Below are 25,393 nucleotides of genomic sequence, written 5' to 3' on the forward strand. Positions count from 1 at the left end.
GCGGCTGATCACTCTGGTCGGCCTCCGGAGCGAACACTTCGACGCGCCAACAAATGCGGCAGACCGCGGCGGGGCCGTCGACTGCGCCGATTGGGCGGTGCGGGCCCCGGCGCCGGGCCCTCGCGACCGGCTGGCCCGCCAGAGCATCCTCGCTTTCGACCTGCGCAAACGGTACGAACGCACGGGCGACACCGGCGACCTGAGGCGCGCCGTCGCGATCATGGGGGAAGTCGTCGCCCAGCCGGGCACCGCGGACGAGCTGGGCCAGGCGCAGTCCGCGCTCATATCGGAGTCGCTGTACGTCCTCAGCGACCGGCTCAACGATCTTTCCAGCCGGCAGTACGCCGTGGACGCGGCCCGCCGCGAACTCGAGCACGTCGACGAACAGCGCAGGATCGTGGCCCTGCACCGGCTCAGCACCACCCTCTGGCGCAGGTTCCAGCTGACCGGCGACGTAACCGACCTGGACGAGTCGATCGGCTACACCCGCACGCTGGTCGACGCCGTGGACGAGAGCCGCCGGGCATCGATCGGGGCAAATCTGGGTCGGCAACTGCGCGCCCTCTACCACCACACCGGTGACCTCGCCGTGCTGCGCGAGGCCACCGTCATCCTGCGCCGCGTGGTCCGCGAGGCGGCCCCGGACGATCCGGAACTCCCCGGCTACCTGAGCGCGACCGCGACCGCTCTCGCGGAGTACGGCCGGCGCGCCGGCCGGCCCGGGCTCGCCATGACCGCCACCGGACTGCACCGCGAGGCCGTCGCCATCTCCGCCGGCGACGATCCGTACCATCCGGTCCGGCTGGCCAAACTCGCCGAGCACCTGGCCGGCGAGTTCCATCGGACCGGCGATGCGGGGCTGCTCACCGAGGCCGTCGACGATTTGCGCCGCGCCGTCGACTCGACGCCGGTTCCGGCGCCGAACCGGCCGATGATCCTGCTGCAACTGAGCAGCACGTTGTGCACCAGATTCCGGGCCGTCCAGAATCCCACCGATCTGGATACCGCGATCGACGTGGCCCGGCAGGTGCTCGACCTGCTTCCGGCCGGGCACCACATGTGGTCGGCCGGGTACGACAACCTCGGCTCGGCCCTCGCCGCCCGGTTCGAGCTCACCGGGGCCGAGGAAGATCTCAACGGCGCGATCAAGGCTTTCCAGGCCGCTGCCGCCGAGCCGCAGGGCAGTCCCGGCGTACGCGTCAACGCCGCCATCGGCGGGGCCACAGTCGCCGGACGCGCCGGACGCGCCCCCGAAGCGATGCAGGGTTTCGCCCTGGCGGTCGAGCTGTTGCCCGCACTGTCCCCTCGGCACCTGGACCGCGACGACCAGGAGCACCACCTGAGCAGATATTCCGGACTGGCGGCCCTCGCCTGCGCCGCCGCCCTCGACGCCGGGGACCCGGACCGCGCCGTGCTGCTGCTCGAACAGGCCCGCGGCGTCCTGCTGGCGCAGTCGCTGGAGACCCGCAGCGACGTGACCGACCTCCGGCAGCGGTACCCGGCGGTGGCCGCGGAGTTCGAGACGGCCCGCGAGGAGCTGAACACCGTACCGGCGGTCGCCGACGAGCCGGCCGACGTGGCGGGCCGGGCCCGGCGGGAGCGCACCCGGACGTGGCAGCAGCTGCTCGGCCGGATCCGCCAGTTGCCCTCGTTCGAACGGTTCCTGCTCCCGCCCGCTCTGAGCGACCTGCTCGCGGAGGCCTCCGACGGCCCCATCATCATGCTGTCCGCAGCGCCGACGCGCTCCGACGCGCTCATCCTGACCAGCAGCGGCGTACGCCATGTCCCGCTCCCCCGCCTCACGTGGGCATCGGCCCGGCAGCGGATCCAGGACTTCTCCGCCGCGCTGGCCACCTTCGAACAGCCCGGGCTGCCGTTCACCGAGTACTACGCGGCGAACCAGGCCGTGAGTGACGTACTGGGCTGGTTGTGGGACGTGGCGGCCGGGCCGGTTCTGAACGCCCTCGGCTGCGACGGCACCGTGCCGCAGCGGGTGTGGTGGGCACCGGCCGGCAAGCTGGCGGTGCTGCCCTGGCATGCCGCCGGTCACCACGATCGCCACGGCGAGCAGCCCGCGCCCACGGTGCTGGACCGGGTGGTCTCGTCCTACACCTCCACCCTGCACACCCTGGTCCACCTGCGCGGACGGCACCGGCACCACGAGCCGGACGCGGACCCGCTGCTGGTCGGCCTGGCCGAGACGCCGGGAGCGGCCCCGCTGCACGGAGTGACCGCCGAGATCGAGTACCTGACGGCGCTGATGCCGGCCGCGGTGGTGCTCAGCAACGAGCGGGCCACCCGGGACCGCATCCTGGCCGGACTGCGCCGGGCCACCCTGGCCCACTTCGCCTGCCACGGGGTGAGCGTGCCCGGACGGCCGTCGTCGAGCCGGCTGCTGGTGCACGACCACGCCGAACGGCCGTTGACCGTCCTGGACATCGCCCGGCTGCGCCCGGAGCGGGCCCAGTTGGCCTACCTGTCCGCGTGCAGCACCGCCCAGGCGTCGGCGCGGCTCACCGACGAGGCCATCCACATCACCTCGGCGTTCCAGCTGGCCGGTTTCCCGCACGTCATCGGAACGCTGTGGACTGTCGAGGACCTGGCGGCGGCCGACCTCACCCGGCGGGTCTACGACGGTTTGGCCGGCCACCCGGCGCCGGCCCTGCACGCCGCGGTGCGGGCGGCCCGCGATCGCGACCCGGACCGGCCCGACCTGTGGGCCGCACACATACACGCGGGAGTGTGACGATGGACGAATCGCTGCTGGACGCCGCCCGGATGGCGCGCTCGCACCTGCCCGACCTGCTGCCCGACGACGCCGAGGCCCGCAGCCACCTCGACGAACGGCTCGCCGGCCTGCTGCACCACGCCAACCGGGGCGCGGACGTCACCGCTGACCTCGAAGCCGCGATCGGCCGGCACCGCATCGTCAAGGCGTGGGTCGCCGACGTCCGGCGCGACCCGCAGCGTCTTCCCCCCGACCTGCGGCCCGGCAATCGCTCGGGCGTCACCTATTCACCGGTGCCGGGAGACGTGCAACCGCCGGACGCCACCCGGTACGCCTGCCCGAAGGGCGACTACGTCTGGTTCCGGCGCCACGTCGGGCAGCCGATCAGGCACTGCCCGACGCACCGGCTGCCGCTGGTTCCGGGCTGACGGGGAGGGACCGGATGCTGGGTGGGTTCTGGACGTCGATCGGCGGGAAGCTGGCCGACCGCTGGGCCACGGTGTCCGCCGGGGCCCTCGTCTTCTGGCTCGGCGCGGTGGCGGCCTGGCTGATCGGGCACGGAGGCCTGCGTGCCCTCGAACAGCCGCTCGGCAGCCTGGCCGCCCGGCCCGCGCCGGTTCAGCTGGCCGTGCTGATCGCCGCCCTGCTCGCGGTGACCGGCTCGGGCGTCGCGGTGCAGGCGCTGACCTACCCGGTGATCCGGGCGATGGAGGGCTACTGGCCCCGGTGGCTCAGCCGGCCCCGGGCCGTCCTGGTGGGCCGGGCGGAACAGCGCTACCAGGCCGACGAACGGCGCTGGGACGAGCTGAGCAGCGGACCGGCCGGGATGCGGGATCCCGGACTCGCCCGGCTCGATCAGCGGCTGCGACGCCGCCCGGAGGACCGGGAACTGCTGATGCCCACCACGGTGGGCAACATCCTGCGCGCCGCGGAGAGCCACCCCGCCGACAAGTACGGCCTGGACGCGGTGGCCGTGTGGCCGCACCTGTGGCTCCTGCTGCCGGACTCCGCCCGCCAGGAGATCGCCGCAGCCCGGTCCGGGCTGGACGGCGCCGCCCGACTGTTCCTCTGGGGCGTGCTGTTCCTGCCGTTCGTGGCGCTGAGCTGGCTCGCCGCACCGGTGGGTCTGGCGGTGGCGGCCGCGGCCCTGTGGTGGCGCGCTCCGGCCGCCGCCGCGATCTACGCCGATCTGGTCGAGGCCGCGTACGACCTGCACCGCCCGGCCCTGTACCGGCAACTGCGCTGGCCGCTGCCGACCGACCCGCGGCAGGAACGAAGCGAGGGCCGGCGCCTGACCACCTATCTGTGGCGGGGGCTGGACACCGACTCGCCGACCTTTCGGGAGGAATGACTGTGGGACTCGAAGCGATCTCGGTGCACCCGAGTATCCGCGCCCGGCTGGGCGACGCATGCCTGGAGGAGCTCTGCGAAGACCTGTGGGCCCTCGACTGCCAGACCTGCGGCCTGCCCTTCCGCGGTGCGACCCCCGCCCTCGTCGTCTGTGACGTGCCCGGCTATGCCGACACCGGCGCCCACGTCTCGCTGCACCACCAGGGCTGCCGCAGCTCGCAGTGGACCGCGCAGATTCCCGCGGACAGCGCCGTCACGTCATTCTTGACCCAGTGTGTGTTCCTGCCGGACGAATGGTTCGGCGGCTCCCCCGACGCGCACGACGGCCACGAGTTCGCCCGCCCGGCCGTGCTGGTCAACCCGTCCGTGGAGACGGCGGGCGTCGAGTGCGACGACGCCGGGCACTGGCACGTGCTCCGCGACCGGCGTCACCACCTCGGGATGCGCCGGCCGCTGCGGGGCTACGTCGCGGGCCGAGCCGTCGCCGGAGGGTACGCGACGCTCAGCCGTTACGATCTGATCGTCTATCTGGGCAGCTCACAGTGGCCGACCGACGTCACCGCCGACTTCGCCCGCGAGGTGCGCGCGTACGGGGGCGTCACGCTCATGCTGACCCCCGCTTTCGGCGGACAGATCGCCGACGAGCGGGACGTGGTGCGGATCGTCGTCTCCCCCGGCACCGTGGCAGGCTGGCTGGCGCTGCGTTCGCCGGCCTGATCGTCCACGGCGATCCCGGCTGTCCGTCGTCCGGGGTGAACCGATCACTGCTGTGGGCCGTGTTGATGGAGACGGCCACCATGCGCGCGCTCCGGCGCGCGCTCATCAGGAGGAACACATGACGCTTCTCGCCCGTCGCGAGATGACCCTGCAGATCCACCCGGCCGGGCTCGGTGCCGCCGTGCAAGCCGGTGTGATCATGTCGCTGGCGGCGACCGTGGGGCTGGGCGCGATCGGCTGGGCGACAGGCACAGCGTTCGGCGTTCTGGCCTGGTCCGTGCTGGCCGAGGGGATCCGCCGGTCCGGGGCGCGCGGCTGGGGGCCGGCGGACACGATCACCCTGGTCCGTCTCGCCCTGACCGGTGGCGTCGCGGCGCTGGTGGCGGAGGCGCTGGCCGGCCGCACGATGCTGATGACGCTGGTGGGCCTGGCTGCGGTCGCGGCCGCCCTGGACGCGGTCGACGGTCAGGTGGCCCGGCGTACGAAGACCACGTCGGCCTTCGGCGCGCGTTTCGACATGGAGGCCGACTCGGTCCTCGTGCTCATCCTCAGCCTCTTCGTCGCCAGCTCGCTCGGCTGGTGGGTGGCCGCGATCGGCCTCTTCCGGTACGCGTTCGTCGCGGCGTCCTGGGTGTGGCCGTGGCTGCGGGGCTCGCTGCCGCCGCGGATGGTGCGCAAGGTCATCGCCGCCCTGCAGGGCGCCGTCCTGGTCGTGGCCAGCGCCGATCTCGTTCCCGTCTGGCAGGCGCAGATCGTCGTGGCGCTGGCGCTGGGCTTCCTGACCTGGTCCTTCGGGACGGACGTCGTGTGGCTCCGGAACCGGCGCACCCTTGCCACGGCCGGCGGGAAGGCATGACTCAGAGTGCTCGTGCAGCGACGCTCAAGGCCGATCCCGCGTACGCCGGGATCCGCCGATCGCTGGATTACTACTACGGCAACACGGGCCAGGAAGCGGCGATGGACGCCCTTTACGCGCAGTTCGTGCAGGCCGGCGACCTGGTGTTCGACATCGGGGCACACGTCGGCGACCGGATCGGCAGTTTCCGGCGCCTGGGGGCGCGGGTGGTCGCTGTCGAGCCACAACCGCTGTGCGGCCGCGCCATCCGGGAGATCTACGCCGACGACGCGGACGTGATCCTCGTCGAGGCTGTGTGCGGGGCATCCGAGGCGCCGGTCACGCTGTTCGTCAACTCCGCCAACCCCACGGTCTCCACCGCGTCGACGGAGTTCGTGGCGGCCGCCGACACCGCCGGCGGCTGGCACCAGGAGGTCTGGGACGCCGAGATGCGGGTGCCGGCTGTGACACTCGACGGGCTGATCGAACGCCACGGAACCCCCGCCTTCGTGAAGATCGACGTCGAGGGCTACGAGGACGTGGTCCTGTCCGGCCTCAGCCACCCCCTGCCGGCCCTGTCCTTCGAGTTCACGACGATCCAGCGCGACGTGGCGCAGCGCTGCCTGGAACGGCTGGCAGCGTCGGGGGCCGTGCTCTGCAACCTGGCCATGGGGGAAAGCATGCGGCTGGAGCTGGACGACTGGGTCAGTCCGCAGGCGATGGCCGACCGGATCATGGCCCTCCCCCACGAGGCCAACGCCGGCGACGTCTACTGCCGGGCGCTGCCGGGTCGCTGAGGGATCTCACCGGCCCGGCAGGCTGCGGGCGTTCCGGACGGTCAGCCGAGCAGCTCCCATTCGGCCAGCTGGGTCTCGGCCGCGCCGTGGTTGGCGGTGATCTGCAACCGGTAGCGGGGATAGGCGGCGGTGTTGGCGATGACGAACGCGCGGGTCTGACGCCGGTCGCTGAAGTCCAGGTTGCTGCGGGTGTCGAGGGTGACCCAGGTCGTGCCGTCCGTCGAGCCCTGCAGGGTCCAGCTCTTCGGGTCGCGTTGCGGGCTGTCGTCGGCTGAGGTGAGGGTGTACTGCCGGACCGCCGCTGTGCCGGTGCCGGCGAAGCGGTATTCCAGGGTCGCGGTGTTCTGGAAGGTCAGCCACTTGGTCATCGAGGTGTCGTCGGCCAGGTTCGCCCGGCCCTCGGCGGTGCCGTTCTCGCCGCTGGCGGTGAGCGTCCCGCCGGTGGCCTTGTCGGCCAGCGGTCGCGGCGCCGCGCTGCCGGTGGTGATCGAGGCCGGGATGTCGTTCGCCCCGGTGCCCCACGACGACGGGGACGGGCCCATGGTGAAGGTGAGGGTGCCGCCGGCGATCAGGTCGGCGTGGGTGAGGTAGTTCTTCGTGTACGCGACGCCGTTGAGAGTGGCGCTCTGGATGTAGCGGTTGGTGTCGCTCACCCCGGGCGCGTTGACCGTGAACGTCTTGCCGTCCTCCAGCGTGACGGTGGCCCTGGGGTGCAGCGGCGCGCCGATGGTGTAGTCGGTGCTGCCCATCCGGGCCGGGTAGAAGCCGAGGGCGCTGAACACGTACCAGGCCGACATCTGGCCGTTGTCCTCGTCACCGAGGTAGCCGTTGCCGGTGCCGGCGCCCGAGTCGTACAGCTTGGTGAGCACGTCGCGGACGCGGGTCTGGGTCTTCGCCGGGGTGCCGGCGTAGTTGTACATGTAGAGCATGTGGTGGATCGGCTCGTTGGAGTGCGCGTACTGGCCCATGTTGGTGTCGTAGGCCTCGGTCATCTCGTGGATGGTGCCGCCGTAACAGCCGGGCAGGAAGTCCCGGGACGCCGCGAAGACCGAGTCGATCTTGCTGGCGAGCTGGGCCCGGCCGCCGTACAGGTTGGCCATGCCCTGCGGGTCCTGCGGGGCCGGGGTGGCGTAGTGCCACGGTGCGCCCTCGGTGAACTCGCAGCCCCACTCGTTGGGCTTGAACGCCGAGTCGGCGGTCCGCCAGGCGCCCGACTTCTGCTTGCCCCGGTAGAAGCCGACCGACGAGGAGTACAGGTTGGCGTAGTCCAGCGCCCGGTTCTGGAAGTAGTCGGCGTCCTCGGTGAAGCCCAGCGCCCGGCCGAGCTGCGCGATCCCGAAGTTGTTGTTGGCGTCCTCCAGGGTCCAGGAGGCCGCCTCCCCGCGCACGTCGGTCGGCACGTACCGCTTGAAGGTGGAGACCTCGACGCCCTTGCGGCCCCGGGAGCCCGAGCTGGAGTAGACGCTGGCGTTCTTGACCATCGAGGCGTACGCGGCCCGGTAGTCGAAGTTGCGCACGCCCTTGGCGTAGGCGTCGGCGAAGGCCAGGTCCTGGTTGGTGCCGACCATGATGTCGATGTAGCCGGGGCCGGTCCAGCGCGGGGTCCAGCCGCCGTTCTTGTACGCGTTGACGACCCCGTCGAGCATCTCGCCGGTCCGCGTCGGGGTGAGCAGCGAGTACAGCGGCCAGACCGCGCGGGCGGTGTCCCAGAAGCCGTTGTTGACGTACATCTGCCCGTCGTGCACCGCGTTGTCGTAGGGACTGTGGTAACTGCGGACCCCGCCGACCATCTCCGACCGGTTGTTCGGGTACATGAACGCGCGGTACAGGTTGGAGTAGAAGGTGACCATCCGATCGTCGGTGGCCCCCTCGATGCGGGCCTTGCTGAGTGCCGTGTCCCAGGTGGCCGCCGCTTCCTCGCGTACGGTGTCGAAGGTCTTGCCGCCGATCTCCTGGCTCAGGTTGCTCGCGGCCTGGGCCACGCTGATGAAGGAGGTCGCCATCCGGAGGTTGACCTTCTCGCCGGCCGTGGTCGCGAAGCGGATCCAGGTGGTCGCTCCCTGCCCGCTGACCGTGCCGGTGGCCGCGATGGCCTTGTCGACGGCGCCGGAGAAGTACATCCGCTGACCCTTGTGGTCGACGTAGCCGGAGATGACCCGGGCGGCGGTGTCGACGTTGATCGAGCCGCCGGCACTGTCGACGGTGTCGAACAGGAGCACCGACTCGGCGGCGGACGGGTAGGTGAACCGCAGGGCGCCGGCATGGTCGGTCGGCGCGATCTCCGCGGTGATCCCGTACGTGTCCAGCTGGGTCTTGTAGTAGTGCGCCCGGGCCACCTCGTTGCTGTGCTTGAAGGTGGACTTGCGCGCATCCGGTGTGGACTTGACGCCGCCGGTCATGGGCATCACCTGCAGCTGGCCGTAGTCACCGATCCACGGGCTGGGCTCGTGACTGATCCCGAAGCCCTGCACGGTGGTGGCCTTGTACTCGTACAGCCAGCTGTCGCTGTTGCCGTTGGTGATCGGGGTCCAGAAGTTGAAGCCGTTCGGGACCGTCGTGCCGGGGAAGGTGTTGCCGCGCGAGTAGCTGCCGCTGGAGTTCGACCCGCGCCGGGTGTCGACCAGGTCGGACAGCCGGCTCGGGGCGCCACCGGCCTGGATCGCGATGTCGTCGACGTAGCCGCGGAAGGTGCCGGTGTTGAGCGGCTGGTCGTACGCGATCAGGATGCGGTCGACGGTCCTGCCGGCGACGTTGTCCCCGATCCGCGAGGTGACGAAATTCCACTGGTCGAAGGCGAGGCCGGAGCCGTTGCCCTGGAAGGCCGGGTGCACCCGGACGCCGCGCTGGTCGACGGCGCCGGAGTCACGCAGCGCGGTGCCGTCGGTGAAGACGAGGTCGACCGCGACGTCGAGGTGCCCGCCGGACTGCGGATAGACCCAGTAGGACAGGGTGGTCGCGGCGGTGACCGGCAATTCAACATCGAAGACCCGGTTGTACGAGTACGACGAGGTTGTGCTGGTGTCGTTGCCCGAGTACATCAGCGCCGCCGAGCCGGTGTGCGCGGTCTCGGTGCGCGGCGCGCTCTCCATGCCGGTGAGCCCGCAGCAGTAGCCGCCGATGCCGGCGCTGCTCTCGACGTTGTTCTGCCAGGTCGGCTGGGGATCGCCGGACTCGAACCCGGTGACGAAGTCGCCCGGAGCGGCCGAGGCCGGTAGCGCGGTGGCGACGACTCCACCGGCGATCAGCACCGCGGTGGTCAGACAGGCGAGGAATCTCTGCTTCATGAAGGCGACCTGCATTCCACTCAGGCGGGAAGTCCTGACCAAGATATTGACTCATTTAACTTCATGTGACAACGATGTCACCATCTTTTTCCGCCGTTGATCCGGAGGCAACCCTCGTGGCATCGCGACTCCCCCGGCTGGCTGCCGCCGCCCTGCTGACCGCCGCCACGCTGGTCGCCGGCGGCACTGCCGCCGAGGCCGCCGTCGAGCCGGTCGATCTGGTGCGGCCGTTCGTCGGCACGCAGAACTTCGGCAACACCTTCCCCGGCGCCAGTGCCCCCTTCGGCATGGTGCAGGTCAGCCCCGACACCGGCGGCCAGGGCGGCTACGACTACCTGCAGAACTCCATCTACGGCTTCAGCCAGACGCACCTGTCCGGCGTCGGCTGCGGCGTCGCGGGCGAACTGCCGATCATGCCCACCACCGGCGCCGTCAGCAGCGTCGACCCGAACGTCTACCGCTCGGCGTACAGCCATGCCGACGAACAGGCCACGCCCGGCTACTACCGGGTCGGCCTGTCCAAGTACGGCGTGAACGCCGAACTCACCGCGACCGCGCGCACCGGCTGGCAGAAGTACACCTTCCCGGCCACCGGCGCGGCGAACGTCCTGTTCAACACCGGCAAGGCCAACCAGAACGTCTTCGACTCCGAGATCCACGTCGTCGGCGACCGGACCGTCGAGGGCCGGGTACGCGCCGGCAACTTCTGCGCCGGCAAGGACGACCACACCGTCTACTTCACCGCCAGCTTCGACCGGCCCTTCGCCTCCTACGGCACCTGGCGCGACTCGAACCGCAGCCCGGGCAGCCGGGACGCGGCCGGCGCGGGCGGCAACGGTGCCTGGGTCACCTTCGACGCCAACACCGACCGCGACGTCGTGGTGAAGGTGGGCCTGTCCTACACCGGAGTGGACGGGGCACGGAAGAACCTCACGGCCGAGACCGGCAGCTCGTACGACTTCACCGCGACCCGGAACGCCCTGCGCGCGGCCTGGGTGCAGCAGCTCGACGCCGTACGGATCGCCGGCGGAACGGCCGACCGGCAGAGCGCCTTCTACACCGCGTTGTACCACTCGCTGCTGCACCCCAACGTCGCCGGCGACGTCGACGGGCGGTACATGGGCTTCGACGACAGGGTGCACACCGCGAGCGGCTTCACGCCGTACCAGAACTTCTCGCTGTGGGACACCTACCGGCCGCAGAACCAGCTGCTGGAGCTGCTGACGCCGCAGGTCGCCCGGGACGTGGCACTGTCCGTGCTGGCGATCGGGCGTGACGGTGGCTGGCTGCCGCGCTGGGCGCTGGCCAACAGCGAGACCAACATCATGACCGGTGACCCGGTCACCCCGTTCCTGGTCGAGGCCTGGTCCAAGGGCCTGCTGGCCGGGTACGAGCAGGAGGCGTACACCCTGCTGCGGACCAACGCGCTGGGACGGCCGCCGGCCGGCTCGCCGTACAACGGGCGCAGCGGGAACGGCTACTACAGCGACCGCGGCTACATGCCGTCCGGGCTGACGGTGGGCACGGACTGCGCCCACCAGGGCGGCGACAACGACTGCGTCCACCCCGCTTCGGCCACATTGGAGTACGCGGCCGCGGACGCCTCACTGGCGTTGATGGCCACCGCGCTGGGCCGCACCGACGACGCCCGGACGCTCGCCACCCGCGGGCAGTGGTACCACAACCTGTGGGACGCCTCGATCAAGCACTTCCGGCCGCGCACCACCTCGGGCGCGTGGGTCACGCCGTACAACCCGGTCGACGCCGGTCACCAGTTCCACGAGGGCGGGGCGTACCAGTACCAGTGGCTGGTGCCGCAGGACCCGGCCGGTCTGGTGTCGCTGATGGGTGGACGGCCGGCCACCGAGAAGCGGCTGGACGACTTCTTCGCGTACCCGAAACTGCTGACCGACCCGGCCGGGACCGCGCGTACGGACTGGATCACCGCGCCGTACGACTACTACGGCAAGGCGACGTACAACCCGAACAACGAGCCGGATCTGCTGGCGCCGTACCTGTATCACTGGGCCGGCGCCCCGGCCAAGACCGCCACCGTGGTCCGCGCCGCGATGACGCTCTTCACCACCGGCCCGGACGGCATGACCGGCAACGACGACCTGGGCACGATGAGCGCCTGGTACGTCTTCTCGTCCCTCGGCCTCTACCCGACCATGAGCGGCGCCAACTTCCTGACCGTGAGCAGCCCGCAGTTCCCCTCGGCCACCGTGCGGATCGGCAGCCACACCGACCAGGGCGGCACCCTGACGATCACCGCGCCGGACGTCGGCGACACCCGCCGCTACGTCCAGTCCGTCCAGGTCAACGGCCGCGCGCAGAACGCGAACTGGCTCACCTGGCCGACCGTCGCCCGCGGCGGCACCATCGCCCACACCGTCGGCACGGCGGCGTCGAGCTGGGGCACGGCCGCGGCCGACCAACCGCCGTCGGTGAACAGCCCGGCATGCCTGCTGACCTCCGGCACCCAGTGCGGCGTCGACGTCACCTCAGCCCGCAACACGGACGGCACCGCCACCACCGCGGCGACCGGCGAAGGCAACTTCGACGGCGGCGGCTGGAGCTACGACGCGGCCCTGCTGCCGGCGGCCGGCTCGGTGAGCTGGGCCGGCGTGACCTACAGCGCCCCGCCGCCCGGCGGCACGGCCAAGAACTTCGTCGCGGCCGGCCGGCAGACGCTGCCGCTGCCCGCGCTCCGGCGCAGCACCCTGCGGCTCGTCGTCGCGGCCAACCACGGCCCGGTGCCCGGCACGGTGACCGTCCGCTACGCCGACGGCAGCACCGCCGCGACGACCGTGACGGTTCCGGACTGGTGCGCCACCGGCTCGGCCGTGCTGGCCATGCCGCACCGGATCAAGGCCGGGCAGGGCACCGACGGACCGGCGGTCAACCTCTTCGGCGTCAGTGTGGCCGTCGACCCGGGCAAGGAACTGCGGTCGGTCACCCTGCCCGACGACACCCGGATCAAGCTGTACGCCCTCACCCTGCAATGACCCTCATCGCGGTCGCAGGTCGATGCGGACGGTCAACGGGCTCGAACCCATCAGCCGGCCCAGAGCCGCGTCCCACTGATACGGCCGCTGCGGCCGATCTTCACCCGTACCGCCGGATGGACCTGGAGGTTGCGGACCCAGTCCGCCTGAGTTCCGTGCGCCGCGACCAACCAGAAGCCGGCTACGACGCGCGACGTTGTGTGGTCGATAGGATCGGTCGATGACCGTGCCGCAGGAGATCCGCCGGAGCAAGTACGTCAGCCTGACGACCTACCGCAAGGACGGCACGCCGGTGGCCACCCCCGTCTGGCACGTGCCGGACGGCGACGAGCTGATCATCGTCTCCGAGGCCGAGGCGTGGAAGGTCAAGCGGATCCGCCGCAACCCCGACGTCGTCGTCACGGTCTGCAGTCTCCGCGGCAAGGTGGAACCGGGGGCCCCGAGCGCCACCGGCACGGCCCGGCTCCTCGACGAGGCCGGTACGGCCGACGCCCGCAAACTGCTCGGCCAGCGGTACGTCACCTCCCGGCTCGGCAACGCGGTCGCCAAGCTGCTGCGGTTGCGCCGCCCGCCGATGATCGGGATCGCCATCCGGCTCTGAGCCCACCCCGGCCCAGCGCTGCATCGTCAGTCACTGACATGGGCGGTGTGGTCGAGCCAGTGCCGGACCAGGCCGGCGTCGCCGTCGACGCTGATGCCGGTGGCTTCGCCGCCGGTGAGCGGAAGTCGCCGGGTCAGGGTCAGCAGCAGCGATCCGGCCGGGCCGGTCACCGTCACATCGGCCGGCCGGGTTCCCGGCTGCCACGTCGCCCCGCCGGGCCGCCGTTCGACGAACCAGGCGCCCGCGTCGTCCGGGAGGTCGGTGGCCAGCCACTGCAGGGTCTGCCCGGTGCCCCGGATGGCGTGGGCGGACTCGGACCGCAGCATCTCCCAGGTCGGGGAGGTGAGCATGGCGAAGTGGTTGCTGATGAGCGGAGCCGCGATGCCGGCGTCGACGTCCACCGGCCGGCCCGCCGCGTTCTCCGCGTCGAAGCCGTGGACGACCGTCTCGTTGAGGACGCTGGCCATCCAGAACCGCGTCCCGGACCGCTCGTCGCCCGCGGCGTTGAACACCGGCGCGTCGAGCGCGTCATCGGAGCACGCGCTCGCCACCCGCTGCGCCGATTGCGACAGCCACGCCTGCCACTCCCCCGGGTCGGCGGGGAGCACGGCCATCTCCGTCGGCAGCTGGGCGGGGTCCGTGATGCGCCGCTCGATGATCTCCGCAACCCAGTGCTGGGTCTGGCCCACGTGCTCGACCAGATCGGCGACGGTCCAGCCGGGCGTTGTCGGCACGGCAACGCCAGACCCGGCCGCCGCGGCCGAGTCCGCCAGACGACGGGTGTGTTCGACGATCGCGCGCCGGGCTTGATCAGGGTTGAGCTCGATCATGGAACTGTCCTCTCCGAAGGTTCCGTTGCTCTGGTCGACTCGGCGGGCCGGTCGAACTAATCGGTGACCTCTGAAAATTCGGTGACCTGCCTACTTGCCGCGGGTCCTACCGGCCGCCGCCGGGAAGCCGCAGCGGGTGAGGTCCTCGGAGATGTCCCAGATGCGGCGGGCGTCGTCCTCGCCGCGCAGCCGCGAATAGAGGTCCTGCTCGGCGGGCGCGCCGCCCAGGTGGCCGAGACCGCTGGGCCCGTAGAACCGGCCACCGGCGTCCGGGGTCGTCGCGGCCAGCAAAGCGGGCAGCGGAGCCGTCTCCAGAGTGCCGACGATGAGCCCGCGGGCGGACAGCGCCCGGATGATCCGCACGCCGGCGGTGTCGCGGGCCCGGCCGAGCTCGGGGCGGGCGGCCAGCAGACTGGTGGGCGCGATGCCCGGGTGGGCCAGGTTGCTGGAGATCCCCCAGCCCGCGGCCCGGCTGCGCCGGTCCAGCTCGAGCCCGAACAGGCCGAAGGCGATCTTCGACTGGCTGTACGCGCGCCCGCCCTGGTACGACCGCTCCCAGTTCAGGTCGTCCCAGTTGATGGCGTTCTGGTTCGCGGCGACGCTGATCTGCGAGGTGACCCGCGCGCGGCCGGCCCGCAGCAGGGGCAGCAGGTGCGAGACGAGCGCGAAGTGGCCGAGGTGGTTGCTGCCGAACTGGAGCTCGAACCCGTCGGCGGTGGTCTGCCGGTCGGGCGGGGTCATCACGCCGGCGTTGTTGACCAGGATGTGGATCGGGCGGTCCTCATCGCGCAGCGTGGCGCCCAGCGCGGCGACCGAGTCCAGCGATGACAGGTCGAGGTCCCGCAGCGAGACCGTGGCCTGCGGGTGCTGCTGCCCGATCCGCGCGACGGCCGCTTCGCCCTTGCGCCGGTTGCGGACGGGCAGGACGACCTCGGCCCCGGCCCCGGCGAGCCGCGTGGCGAGGCCGAGACCGACGCCGTCGCTCGCCCCGGTGACGACGGCGAGCTTTCCGGAGAGGTCAGGAACGGGAGTGCTTGATGGGGTACGTGACATGACTTCAGGATGCGGGTCCGGAACCGGCTTATCCACGGCCTGTCAATCCGAGGCTGAGGCCCGCCGGTGAGCGGTATAACGAAGCAGGACCGCCGACCCTGGAGGAACTCAACCATGATCGATCGGGCGGGACTCGCCGAGTTCCTGCGCCGCCGCCGTGAGTCGTTGCAGCCCGAGGACGTCGGTCTGCCGCGCGGGCAGCGCCGCCGCACCAGCGGACTGCGCCGCGAAGAGGTCGCCGCGCTCTGCCACCTCTCCACCGACTACTACAGCCGGCTGGAACGCGAGCGCGGACCGCACCCGTCGGATCGCCTGATCGCCTCGATCGCCCAGGGCCTGCACCTGTCCCGGGAGGAACGTGACCACCTGTTCCGCCTCGCCGGGCACCACCCGCCCACGACCGGCCCGAGCAGCGAACACATCAGCCCGGGCATGCTGCGCATCTTCGACCGTCTCACCGACACCCCCGCGGAGATCGTCACCGAACTCGGCGAGACGCTGCGGCAGAACCCGCTCGGTGCCGCGCTCACCGGCGACATGACCCGCTACCGCGGCCCGGCCCGCAGCATCGGCTACCGGTGGTTCACCGATCCGGCCTACCGCACGCTGTACCACCCCGACGACCACGAGCTGCATTCGCGGGTCTTCGCCTCGGGCCTGCGCAAGGTGGTCACCGTACGGGGGCCGCAGTCGTGGGCCGCGCACCTCCAGCACCTGCTGCTCGAACGCAGCGAGGAGTTCCGCACGGTGTGGAACGACCACGAGATCGGCATCGGGTATCAGCACGTCAAACGCTTCGTGCACCCCGCTGTCGGCGGCCTCGAGGTCAGCTGCCAGGCGCTGCTCGACCCCGACCAGTCGCATTCCCTGCTGGTGTACACCGCCGTGCCGGGCACCGAGAGCTACGACAAGCTCCAGCTGCTGTCGGTCATCGGCCCGCTCAGCAGGCAGCCCAACCCCGGGCGGACACGCTAGCGTCGAGCTACGCAGAGACATTGCTCTATCGCTCGGGGAGGTCAGATGAACATTCGCAGGCGGACTTCAACCGCTGCGGCCGGCGCACTGATCACGATTGCGGCTCTCGCGGTAAGCAGCACGGCGGCGACCGCTGCCCCTCCGCCGCAGGCGCCGGTCCAGGCGCCCGCGCCAGGAGGCGTCACCCACGAGGAGAACCCCCGGGTTCCCGAGGGCGCAGTGTGGACGGAGGAGTACTTCCCGTCCGCTGACCGCAGCGGCGTCGAGCTCCACGCCGACGTCCTCCGGCCGGCCAACCTGCCGGCCCACGCCCGGACACCGGTGATCCTCGCCGTCGGTCCCTACTTCAGCCATGCGGGCCAGACCGGGCCGCAGGGCTGGGACCGGACCGGTCCCTCCAACCGGTTCGCGGACTTCACCAGCGGTACGAACCTGTTCGCCCGCGGCTACACGTACGTGATGGTCGACCTGCGCGGCTTCGGCGGCAGCACCGGCTGCCTCGACTGGGTCGGCCCCGGCGAGCAGGCGGACGTGAAGGCCGCGATCCAGTGGGCAGCCTCGCAGCGGTGGTCGACCGGCAAGGTCGGCATGTACGGCAAGTCGTACGACGCGGTGACCGGCCTGGTCGGCAACAACCTGCGACTCGGAGCGCTGAAGGCCGTCGTCGCCCAGGAACCGGTGTGGAACATGTACAACTACCTGTTCAGCAACGGTGTCCCCCGGCCCAACGTGACCGCCACACCGGACGCCTACAACAGCATCGCCACGATCGAGCCACTGCCCGACGACACCGAGCGCTACCAGGCCAACGCCGCCTACGAGAGCGCCCACCCCGAGTGCCTGGCCGACAACCTCACGAACAACAACAACCCCGACCTCGGCTCGCGGTACTGGCGCGCCCGCAACCTCGCGGCGCAGGCCAAGGGCACGAGCACCCCGCTGTTCGTCACCCAGGGCTTCATCGAGAACAACACCAAGCCGGAGGACATGGAGGAATACCTCGACAACCACCGCGGTGTGGAGCGGGGCTGGCTGGGCCAGTGGGAGCACGTGCGCGGCAACGAGACCAACCAGCAGGGACAGCTGCTCATGGGCCGCGCCGGCTTCTTCGCCGAGGTCATGCGCTTCTACGACCGCTACCTGAAGGGCATCAGGCCGTCGGTCCAGGACCCCGCGTACGCCATCGAGGACAACACCGGCGCGTGGCGGGCCCAGCCGACCTGGCCGGCCCCGTCGTCGTACACCGCCGCACGCCTGTCCGACGGGCAGTACGTCGACGACGGCGTCGCCTCGACACTGGCCGCACCGGCCGCACCCGCCGGCCAGCAGTGGGACATGGAACACGCCACTGACCCGGCTCCGCCCGCCACGAGAAGCCTCGCACCGATGCCGGCGGCCGCGGACGCCCACAGCTACTTCAGCTGGTCCACCCCGGTCAGGTCCCGGGTACGGATCACCGCCACACCGCGGATCACGCTGCACGCCAGTGCACCGGGCAACGTCATGGTGCGGCTGTGGGACGTCGCTCCGGACGGGACCGCGGTGATGTTCGACGAGAACGTCTCGCTGATCGAACGGGCCGGCCGGGTGGCGTTCGACCTGAAATCCACCGACTGGACCTTCGCGGTGGGTCACCAGCTGGGGGTCCAGGTCGGCACCATCGGCAGCGGGAGCTGGCTCGACACACCGTCGGGCAACACGATCCGGATCAGCCGGGCCCGGCTGGGTCTGGCCCTGCAGAACCCCCGGTACGACGTCCCGACCCAGGGCGACCGGTCACCGTTCCTCGACACCTACCTGAGGCAGTACACCCGCACTCTCACCGGCGTGGGTGAGGGCACCTTCCCGCTCGCCGTGCCCGATCGGCACTGAACGAGCGATCGATGAGGCCGGGCGCTCCACAGTGCTTACAGTCACGGTCGCAGGGACACCCAGGTCCCGTGATCGCGCAGGTGCAGCACCGAGGACAGCCCGGCCTCGTCGAATGCCGTCTCGAGGTCCGTCGCGGATTCCGAGAAGTGCGCCCAGCCGTCGTAGTGCGCCGGGATCACGATGCCCGCGCCGAGGACCGCGGCGGCCGCGGCGGTCCGGCGGCTGTCCAGGGTCAGGGGACGGCCGCGGAACTTCGCCGGCACCCGGGCCGCCCCGGCGAAGAGCACGGCCACGTCGATATCCGGTACGCGCCGGGAGATGTCGGCCACCGCCCGCAGTGACGCGTTGTCGCCACTGACGTAGATGACCGGCAGGCCGGCGCCGGACAGCACGAACCCGGTGACCTCGCAGTTGACGTTGCCGTCGGCGTCACGCTCGCCGTCCTCGGGGCCGTGGACGGCCGGCACCGCCCGTACCGTCAGATCGCCGCCGCCGTCGCCGCGTGGCACCGCTTGCTCGGCCCAGGTGGGCAGCCCGACCGCGGGCGGCCCCAGCCGGCCGGCCGTGGCCGGGCCGGTCAGCACCAGGGGTGCCGCCGCCGCGACGGCCCGGCCGCGGTCGTCCAGGTTGTCCGGGTGCAGGTCGTGGCTGACCAGGACGAGGTCAACGGCGCCGAGCTCCGCTTCGGTCGCGGCGGGGCCGGCCACCTTGGTCAGATAGCCGTGCGTGCCCGGGGCATCGAACGTCGGGTCCACGACGATCCGCAGACCGCCCACATCGATGACCACGGTGGGACCGCCGAGGACCGTGGCGGCACAGTCCTGCCGCGCGAGCACGCCTGTCATGATCAACCCCCTGCGGGCGGCCTCAGCCGAGAATCTGCAGCAGTCGTTCGGCCAGCGTGGCAGCCGAATGTGGATTCTGGCCGGTGAGCAGATTTCGGTCCTCCACGATATACGGCTCCCAGACCGGGCCCCGGCTGAACTCGACGCCGACCTTGTCCCTCAGCTCGTCCTCGAGCAGCCACTGACACCGGGAAGCCAGGCCGACAGCCTCCTCCTCCTCGTTGGTGAAGGCGGTCACCCGGTAGCCCCGGAACGGCGACTCGCCATGGATCCGGGTGGCCAGCAGCGCGGACGGGGCATGGCACACGATGGCCAGCGGCTTGCCCGAGGCGAGGGCCGCCGTCAGCAACCGGCCCGCGTCGGCGTCGACGGCCAGGTCCTGCATCGGTCCGTGCCCACCGGGCAGGTAGACCGCGTCGTAGTCCTCGAGGCGGACGTCCGACAACTGCAACGGGCGCCGCAGGACCTCGGCCGACCGGATGATCTCCTCCAGCTCCAGAGCTCCCTGCTCGCCACCGGCCATCGACGGCCGCAGGCTCATCATGTCGACGTTCGGCGTGGTGCCGCCGGGCGTCGCGACCACCACCTCGTGACCCGCCTCGGTCAGCGCCCGGTACGGCATCGCGAACTCCTCGGCCCAATACCCGGTCGCCCATCGCGTGCCGTCCCTCAGCACGAGGTACGTGGCCCCTGAGACCACGAAAAGCACCTTCGCCATCGCCCGTCCTCCTTCTGGTCCCTGCACTTGGCACCAGGGTCGCGCTCCTGGGTGCCGCGTCGCGCCGGTGAAACCCCCGGGGCGGCACCCTGGGACCCGGTCCGGCCCCTTCACGGTCGCCCGTCTCCGAGAACCCGTGGGCAGGCGGGCTCTGACCTGCTGTTTTGCCCAGCACCACGGTCGTGGCCAGGGAACGTCCGCACCCCAGGACGTGTCGACCAGGGCATCTCACGGGTGCGCGACGCACCCGGGCCTCGTGAGGCTGGTGGGACATCGGGATTCCGACCGAAAGGCAGTGTGCGTGCCATGACCACGCTCGAACAGCAAGCCGGACAAGCGATCCGGCCGTTCACCGTCCACTTCCGCAGGGCAGCGCTCGACGACCTGCGCCGCCGCCTCGCGACCACGCGCTGGCCGACCCGCGAGCTCGTCGCCGACCGCTCCCAGGGGGTGCAACTGGCCACGATGCAGGCGCTGGGTCAGTACTGGACGAGCAAGTACGACCTGGGGCGCGTGCAGGCCCGGCTGAACGCGCTTCCTCAGTTCACCACCGAGATCGACGGTGTGGACATCCACTTCGTCCACGTGCGGTCCAAGCACCCGGGCGCGCTGCCGCTGATCATGACCCACGGCTGGCCCGGATCCATCATCGAGATGATCGACTCGGTGGGCCCGCTGACCGACCCGACCGCGCACGGCGGCACCGCCGCCGACGCGTTCCACCTGGTGCTGCCCTCATTGCCGGGGTACGGCTTCTCGGCCGAACCGGCCGAGGTCGGCTGGGACCTGGTGCGCACCGCGCGGGCGTGGGCGGAGCTGATGCGCCGGCTCGGCTACGACCGCTACGTGGCGCAGGGCGGTGACGTCGGCGCCGGGGTCACCGACGCGATCGGCCGGCTGGGCCCGGCGGGGCTGATCGGTATCCACACCAACCTGCTGGTGCCGGCCCTCAACGACCCGGCCTCGCTGCCGGACGACACCGAGGAGGAACGCGCGGCGCTGGCCGCGATCAAGGTCTTCCAGACCACCGGCAACGGCTACTTCGTGGAGATGGCCACCCGGCCCGAGACCATCGGGTACGCGCTGCTGGACTCGCCGGCCGCGCTCGCCGCCTGGATGATCGACCACGACACCGACGCGTACTACAAGATCGCCGGCGCGTTCGTCGACGGCCGGCCCGCGGGCAACCTGACCCGCGACCACATTCTCGACAACGTCACGGCCTACTGGCTGACCGGCACCGGAGCGTCCACGGCCCGGTCGTACTGGGAGGCGTACGGGCCGGACGCGCCCGCCGCGGGCCGCCCGCCGCTGCCGGACCCCCGGGTTCCCGTGGGTTTCAGCACGTTCCCCGGTGAGATCTGGCGGACGCCGCGCAGCTGGGCCGAGCAGTCCTACCCGACCCTCAACTACTTCGGCCAGGCCGAACGGGGCGGCCACTTCGCCGCCTGGGAAGAGCCGGACCTGTTCGCCGCCCAGCTGCGGGCCGCGTTCCGCCCGCTGCGCACCGGAAATTGACATGGACCTTCACAACTCACGAGGTGGATACCGATGACTTCCCAGCCCACTCGACGCCAACTGCTGCAGGGAGGCCTCGCCGCCGGCGTCACCGTCGCCGCAACCGCCGCCCTCGGCCCCGCGCCGGCGACCGCGGCCCCGTCCACCGCCCGGACCGGGATCCGCCCGTTCCGGGTCGCGATCCGGCGCGAGCAGGTGGCCGAGATGCGCCGCCGCGTCGCCGCAACCCGCTGGCCGTCCCGCGAGCTCGTCGCCGACCGCTCGCAGGGCGTGCAACTGGCCACCGCCCAGGCGCTCGCCCGGTTCTGGGCGACGAGCTACGACTGGCGCCGGTTCGAGGCCAAACTCAACGCGCTCCCGCAGTTCAAGACCGAGATCGACGGCGTGGACATCCACTTCGTCCACGTACGCTCGCGGCACCGCAACGCCCTGCCGCTGGTGATGACCCACGGCTGGCCCGGCTCGATCGTCGAACTGCTCGAGACGGTCGGCCCCCTCACCAACCCGACCGCGCACGGCGGCACCGCGGCGGACGCCTTCCACCTGGTGCTGCCGTCGATCCCCGGCTACGGCTTCTCCGGTAAACCCGACGAGCTCGGCTGGGACACCAACCGGACGGCCCGCGCCTGGGCGGAACTCATGCGCCGCCTCGGTTACCCCGACTACGTCGCCCAGGGTGGTGACGTCGGCGCCGCCGTCACCGACAACCTCGGCCGGCTGGCACCGCCGGGACTGCTCGGCATCCACCTGAACCTGCTGGTCCCGGCGCTGGCCGGCACCGGCAACCTGCCGAAGAACACGGCCGAGGAGAAGGCCGCGGCCGCCGCCCTCCAGACCTTCTCCACGTCCGGCCGGGGCTACCTGGTCGAGCAGTCGACACGGCCGCAGACGATCGGCTACGCCCTGCTGGACTCCCCCGTCGCCCTGGCGGCCTGGATGCTCGACCACGACACCGACAGCTACCTCAAGATCTCCCGCGCCTTCCGCGGCGGCCCGCCGGCGGGCAACCTCACCCGCGAGCACGTCCTCGACAACGTCTCGGTCTACTGGCTGACCGGCACCGGGGAGTCAGCCGCCCGCGCGTACTGGGAGAGAGCGCAGACCGCCGGCCACGCCCAGGCGCCGGTGACCGTACCGGTCGCGTTCAGCGCCTTCCCGGGGGAGATCTTCCAGGCGCCGCGCAGCTGGGCCGAGGCGAGCTATCCGACTCTCCGGCACTACGGCAAGGCCACGCGGGGTGGGCACTTCGCGGCCTGGGAGGAGCCGCAACTGTTCACTCAGGAGCTGCGCGCGGCCTTCCGGTCGTTCCGCTGACCGGGGCCGGCGGCGCTGTCGGCACGCTTGCTGTAGCTGCCGTGGCGTCGCCGCGCCCGCCTGCCGGCTTCTACCGTCCCCGGACGAGCCCGTCGACGATCTCCACGGTGGCCCGCCAGCCGGCGGCGTCGGGAGCGTGTGAGGTGGCGACCGATCGCACGTCGAACCGGTTGTCCGGGGTCAGCGCGTCGGCCTCGGCGATCATCCGGTCCTGCAGGGCGAGCGGGATGCACCGGTCGCGAGTGTGCCGGATGTACGTGCGCGGGATCCGGCCCCACGTGTCCCGGTGCCCGCGCGCGTCGTCGAGAGGCGCCTGCGCCGACTCGTCCGGGGACATCCCGTTGAGCATCGCCAGGAACTCGGCGTCCGTGGCGCCCGCGCACAGTGCCTCCTTGAGTTTGGCCAGCACGGCCGGGTCGGCGGTGCGGAAGTTGGTGCGCGTCCCGCCGATCACGGCGGGGTCGGCGAGGGCCGCGCCGCCGAGGTCGAACAGCAGCGTGCCGGCCGCCTCCGGCGTGGCCAGGTAATCGCCGACGCTGCGCAGGCCGACGCAGCAGAACGCCGAGCTGTAGACGAGCCGGTCGATCAGGTGCGGCACCTCGTTGCCGGCCCGGCTGAGCGTGGCGCCGCCCATGCTGCCGCCCCACAGCACGACCGGTCCGTTACGGGCGGCCCGGCGGACCACCGCGACGGTCGCGCGGACGTAGTCGTCGAGGGTGATCCCGGCCATCGGTGAGCGCTCGGTGGCCAGCGCGGCCAGGTCCTGCGGCTCCTGGTAGGCGCGGCGGAACTGACCGTCGCCGGGGTTGTGGCCGGGCAGCTCCACGCCCACCGTCCGGTGCCCGCGCAGGGTGAGCTCGGCGTCGCCGCCCGGACCGCCGTTGGCCCCGGCCACGAGCACGATGGTGGTCACCCGGCGCGCCGCCGAGGGCTTGCTGAGGTGGGCCGTCGAGCCCAGGCTCGCCAATGCGACGGCGGCACCGAGGGCGTTGCGGCGTGTCATCTGAGTCATGCCTCCATCGCAGCGCCGCCGGCACACCGGGCACCAGCTGAGAAAGCAGGCAGCCACACCTACTTTCGTAGGTTCGGGCCATGAGTAGCGTCATCGATATGAAGGCCATCGATGCGTTGCTGTTGGCCGTCCTCGGCGCGGCCGCCGCGGTCGGCGGGGCGCTCGCCGTGGTCGTCGCCGGGCCCGGGGCGGGCACCGGTTTCGTGGTGGCCGTTGCCGTTGTCCAGCTCGTCACCTCGCCGGTCGTTCTGGTGCGCCGCCGCCGGCCGGTCGGCACCGGCCTGGTCATCGCCGGGTCGGTCGCCGTCCAGACCCTGCTCGCCCTGGCCGCGCCGGGCAATCTGCCGGAGACGCTGCTGTCGGTGAGCGCGTGGGGGCCGCTCGCCCTGTCCGTCTCGGTGGAGAACATCACCGAGCGCGGCATCCCGGCGGCCCGGGCCGCGCGGGTGTGGGCCGCGATCGGCGTGCTCACCGTGCTCGGCACCCGCCCGTGGGATCCCGATGCCGGGTTCATCGCCAACGGGCTTCTGCACAACGCCGTCGCGCCGCTGTTCGGCCTGTGGCTGGCGGCCCGCCGCCGGCGGCTGCACCTGTTGACCGAACGCGCCGAACGGGCTGAGCGGGAGCAGTGGTGGCGTACCGAGCAGGCCCGCACCGAAGAGCGGCACCGGCTCGCCGCGGAGCTGCACGACCTGGTCGCGCACCGGGTCACCCTGATGACCCTGCAGGCGGGGGCGCTGGCCACGAAGGCGGCCGATCCGGCGACCCGCACGGCCGCCGACGGACTGCGGGCCGACGGCGTCCGGGCGCTCGATGAGCTGCGCGAGCTGGTCGGGGTGCTGCGCCGGGCGCCTGCGGTGGCGGCCCCACCGCTCACCGAGGTCGTGCCGCCGCCGCTGGCCGAGCTGGTCGAGGACGCCGGCCGGGTGGGGCAGGCAGTGCGGCTCACCGAGGAGGGCGACGCGTCCAGGCTGTCGCCGGTGACCCGGCGGACCGCGTACCGGGTCGTGCAGGAGGCGCTCACCAATGCCCGCCGGCACGCCTGGACCGCCACCGTGCAGGTCGAGGTCTCCTACGACCCGCACCGCACCCACATCGTGGTGCACAACGACGCCCCCGCGTCCCGCAGCCGTCCGCTGACCCAGGGCGGCGGCACCGGCCTGGCCGGACTGGGCGAGCGGATCGAGCTGATCGGCGGCTCACTGCACGCCGGGCCGGACGGCACCGGCGGCTTCCGGCTCGAGGCCGGCCTGCCCACCCGGGTGGCCGGATGACGGTACGGGTGCTGATAGCCGACGACGAGCCGATGGTGTGCGAGCACCTGACCACCATCCTGTCCGCGTCCGCCGCGATCGAGGTGGTCGGCGTGGCCCTCGACGGCGCGGAGGCGGTGGAGGCAGTCGTGCGGTCACGGCCCGACGTCGTACTCATGGATCTGCGGATGCCGGGAGTCGACGGACTGGCCGCCACCAGCCGGATCCGCGCGTTGCCGGACCCACCGGCCGTGCTGGTGCTGACCACCTTCGACGCCGACCGGTACGTCCTGGAGGCGTTGCGCCTGGGAGCGGCCGGTTTCCTGGTGAAATCGACCCCGCCGGACGAGCTCGTCGACCTGATCCTGGTCGCGGCGCGGGGCCACACGGTGCTGTCCCCGGTGGCGGCGGCCGGCCTGGTCGCGGTGACCGCCACCGCGGCCGACGAGCGTGACCGGGCCCGCGGGCGTTTGACGTCGCTGACCGCGCGGGAACGGGAGGTGCTGGCCGGCATCGGCGACGGCCTGTCCAACGCGGGCATCGCCGACCGGCTCTTCCTGTCCGAGACCACCGTCAAGGGCTACGTCTCGCAGATCCTGGAAAAGCTCGGCTGCGCCAACCGTACGCAGGCCGGCCTGCTCGCCAAAGCAGCCGGCCTCTCGGCCCGGTGACCCCTCGCCTCA

21 protein-coding genes are annotated in these 25,393 nt (G+C 71.7%); 14 read left to right on the forward strand and 7 right to left on the reverse strand.

Annotation, left to right across the window (positions count from 1 at the left end; translation table 11 throughout):
* From ACZ6S4_RS16345 to ACZ6S4_RS16370, 6 genes are all read left to right on the forward strand, one after another.
* Positions 1 to 2,746: CHAT domain-containing protein (locus ACZ6S4_RS16345; protein WP_465475716.1), on the forward strand; the 2,746-nt coding region annotated here is incomplete at its 5' end.
* Between the two features lie 2 nt (positions 2,747 to 2,748).
* Positions 2,749 to 3,156: a hypothetical protein gene (locus ACZ6S4_RS16350; protein ID WP_465475717.1), complete on the forward strand. Its 408-nt coding sequence runs from the start codon at positions 2,749 to 2,751 to the stop codon at positions 3,154 to 3,156.
* 14 nt (positions 3,157 to 3,170) lie between these two features.
* On the forward strand, positions 3,171 to 4,079 hold the full coding sequence (locus ACZ6S4_RS16355; RefSeq protein WP_465475718.1) for a hypothetical protein: 909 nt from the start codon (positions 3,171 to 3,173) through the stop codon (positions 4,077 to 4,079).
* Positions 4,080 to 4,081: 2 nt separating this feature from the next.
* On the forward strand, positions 4,082 to 4,795 hold the full coding sequence (locus ACZ6S4_RS16360; RefSeq protein WP_465475719.1) for a hypothetical protein: 714 nt from the start codon (positions 4,082 to 4,084) through the stop codon (positions 4,793 to 4,795).
* 118 nt (positions 4,796 to 4,913) lie between these two features.
* Positions 4,914 to 5,651, forward strand: coding sequence for a CDP-alcohol phosphatidyltransferase family protein (locus ACZ6S4_RS16365; RefSeq protein WP_465475720.1), 738 nt, complete (start codon positions 4,914 to 4,916; stop codon positions 5,649 to 5,651).
* Entirely contained in the window at positions 5,648 to 6,427 is a 780-nt protein-coding gene (locus tag ACZ6S4_RS16370) for an FkbM family methyltransferase (RefSeq protein ID WP_465475721.1), read from the forward strand. The genes ACZ6S4_RS16365 and ACZ6S4_RS16370 overlap by 4 nt, the downstream gene beginning before the upstream one ends.
* Before the next feature lie 41 nt (positions 6,428 to 6,468).
* Here ACZ6S4_RS16370 and ACZ6S4_RS16375 read toward each other — a convergent pair whose 3' ends face one another.
* On the reverse strand, positions 6,469 to 9,711 hold the full coding sequence (locus ACZ6S4_RS16375; RefSeq protein ID WP_465475722.1) for a GH92 family glycosyl hydrolase: 3,243 nt from the start codon (positions 9,709 to 9,711) through the stop codon (positions 6,469 to 6,471).
* Between the two features lie 116 nt (positions 9,712 to 9,827).
* On the opposite strand from ACZ6S4_RS16375, the gene ACZ6S4_RS16380 reads away from it, so the two are divergent.
* Positions 9,828 to 12,719 carry a GH92 family glycosyl hydrolase gene (locus ACZ6S4_RS16380; RefSeq protein WP_465475723.1) on the forward strand — a complete coding sequence of 964 codons (2,892 nt, stop codon included), beginning with the start codon at positions 9,828 to 9,830 and terminating at the stop codon, positions 12,717 to 12,719.
* A gap of 50 nt (positions 12,720 to 12,769) precedes the next feature.
* On the opposite strand, the gene ACZ6S4_RS16385 is transcribed toward ACZ6S4_RS16380, so the two are convergent.
* A complete protein-coding gene (locus ACZ6S4_RS16385) occupies positions 12,770 to 12,889 on the reverse strand; it encodes a hypothetical protein (protein WP_465475724.1) in 120 nt (39 codons plus the stop codon).
* 50 nt (positions 12,890 to 12,939) lie between these two features.
* Between ACZ6S4_RS16385 and ACZ6S4_RS16390 the strand changes: the two genes are divergently transcribed.
* Positions 12,940 to 13,320: a PPOX class F420-dependent oxidoreductase gene (locus ACZ6S4_RS16390; RefSeq protein WP_465475725.1), complete on the forward strand. Its 381-nt coding sequence runs from the start codon at positions 12,940 to 12,942 to the stop codon at positions 13,318 to 13,320.
* A 26-nt stretch (positions 13,321 to 13,346) separates the two neighbouring features.
* Here the strand turns inward: ACZ6S4_RS16390 and ACZ6S4_RS16395 are convergent, their stop codons facing one another.
* Together ACZ6S4_RS16395 and ACZ6S4_RS16400 are read right to left on the reverse strand one after the other, a co-directional pair.
* Complete coding sequence (locus tag ACZ6S4_RS16395; RefSeq protein ID WP_465475726.1) at positions 13,347 to 14,150, reverse strand: maleylpyruvate isomerase family mycothiol-dependent enzyme; 804 nt, start codon at positions 14,148 to 14,150, stop codon at positions 13,347 to 13,349.
* Positions 14,151 to 14,240: 90 nt separating this feature from the next.
* Entirely contained in the window at positions 14,241 to 15,203 is a 963-nt protein-coding gene (locus ACZ6S4_RS16400) for an SDR family oxidoreductase (protein WP_465475727.1), read from the reverse strand.
* A 114-nt stretch (positions 15,204 to 15,317) separates the two neighbouring features.
* Between ACZ6S4_RS16400 and ACZ6S4_RS16405 the strand changes: the two genes are divergently transcribed.
* Both ACZ6S4_RS16405 and ACZ6S4_RS16410 read left to right on the forward strand, forming a co-directional pair.
* Positions 15,318 to 16,178, forward strand: a complete 861-nt coding sequence (locus ACZ6S4_RS16405; RefSeq protein ID WP_465475728.1) for a helix-turn-helix transcriptional regulator — start codon at positions 15,318 to 15,320, stop codon at positions 16,176 to 16,178.
* A gap of 45 nt (positions 16,179 to 16,223) precedes the next feature.
* The gene (locus ACZ6S4_RS16410; RefSeq protein WP_465475729.1) at positions 16,224 to 18,050 is read left to right on the forward strand and encodes a CocE/NonD family hydrolase; all 1,827 of its coding nucleotides are present in this window, start codon (positions 16,224 to 16,226) and stop codon (positions 18,048 to 18,050) included.
* 41 nt (positions 18,051 to 18,091) lie between these two features.
* Here ACZ6S4_RS16410 and ACZ6S4_RS16415 read toward each other — a convergent pair whose 3' ends face one another.
* Both ACZ6S4_RS16415 and ACZ6S4_RS16420 read right to left on the reverse strand, forming a co-directional pair.
* Positions 18,092 to 18,895 (reverse strand): MBL fold metallo-hydrolase, encoded by an 804-nt coding sequence (locus tag ACZ6S4_RS16415; protein WP_465475730.1) that lies wholly within the window; start codon positions 18,893 to 18,895, stop codon positions 18,092 to 18,094.
* A 22-nt stretch (positions 18,896 to 18,917) separates the two neighbouring features.
* A complete protein-coding gene (locus ACZ6S4_RS16420; protein WP_465475731.1) occupies positions 18,918 to 19,613 on the reverse strand; it encodes a type 1 glutamine amidotransferase domain-containing protein in 696 nt (231 codons plus the stop codon).
* Positions 19,614 to 19,919: 306 nt separating this feature from the next.
* Between ACZ6S4_RS16420 and ACZ6S4_RS16425 the strand changes: the two genes are divergently transcribed.
* Both ACZ6S4_RS16425 and ACZ6S4_RS16430 read left to right on the forward strand, forming a co-directional pair.
* The gene (locus ACZ6S4_RS16425; protein ID WP_465475732.1) at positions 19,920 to 21,131 is read left to right on the forward strand and encodes an epoxide hydrolase family protein; all 1,212 of its coding nucleotides are present in this window, start codon (positions 19,920 to 19,922) and stop codon (positions 21,129 to 21,131) included.
* A gap of 33 nt (positions 21,132 to 21,164) precedes the next feature.
* The gene (locus ACZ6S4_RS16430; RefSeq protein ID WP_465475733.1) at positions 21,165 to 22,445 is read left to right on the forward strand and encodes an epoxide hydrolase family protein; all 1,281 of its coding nucleotides are present in this window, start codon (positions 21,165 to 21,167) and stop codon (positions 22,443 to 22,445) included.
* A 70-nt stretch (positions 22,446 to 22,515) separates the two neighbouring features.
* Here ACZ6S4_RS16430 and ACZ6S4_RS16435 read toward each other — a convergent pair whose 3' ends face one another.
* Positions 22,516 to 23,457 (reverse strand): alpha/beta fold hydrolase, encoded by a 942-nt coding sequence (locus ACZ6S4_RS16435; protein ID WP_465475734.1) that lies wholly within the window; start codon positions 23,455 to 23,457, stop codon positions 22,516 to 22,518.
* Positions 23,458 to 23,555: 98 nt separating this feature from the next.
* On the opposite strand from ACZ6S4_RS16435, the gene ACZ6S4_RS16440 reads away from it, so the two are divergent.
* Complete coding sequence (locus ACZ6S4_RS16440) at positions 23,556 to 24,731, forward strand: sensor histidine kinase (protein ID WP_465475735.1); 1,176 nt, start codon at positions 23,556 to 23,558, stop codon at positions 24,729 to 24,731.
* On the forward strand, positions 24,728 to 25,381 hold the full coding sequence (locus ACZ6S4_RS16445; RefSeq protein ID WP_465475736.1) for a response regulator: 654 nt from the start codon (positions 24,728 to 24,730) through the stop codon (positions 25,379 to 25,381). The genes ACZ6S4_RS16440 and ACZ6S4_RS16445 overlap by 4 nt, the downstream gene beginning before the upstream one ends.
* Positions 25,382 to 25,393: the final 12 nt, after the last annotated feature.

Source organism: Actinoplanes sp. NPDC051405 (assembly GCF_055586185.1).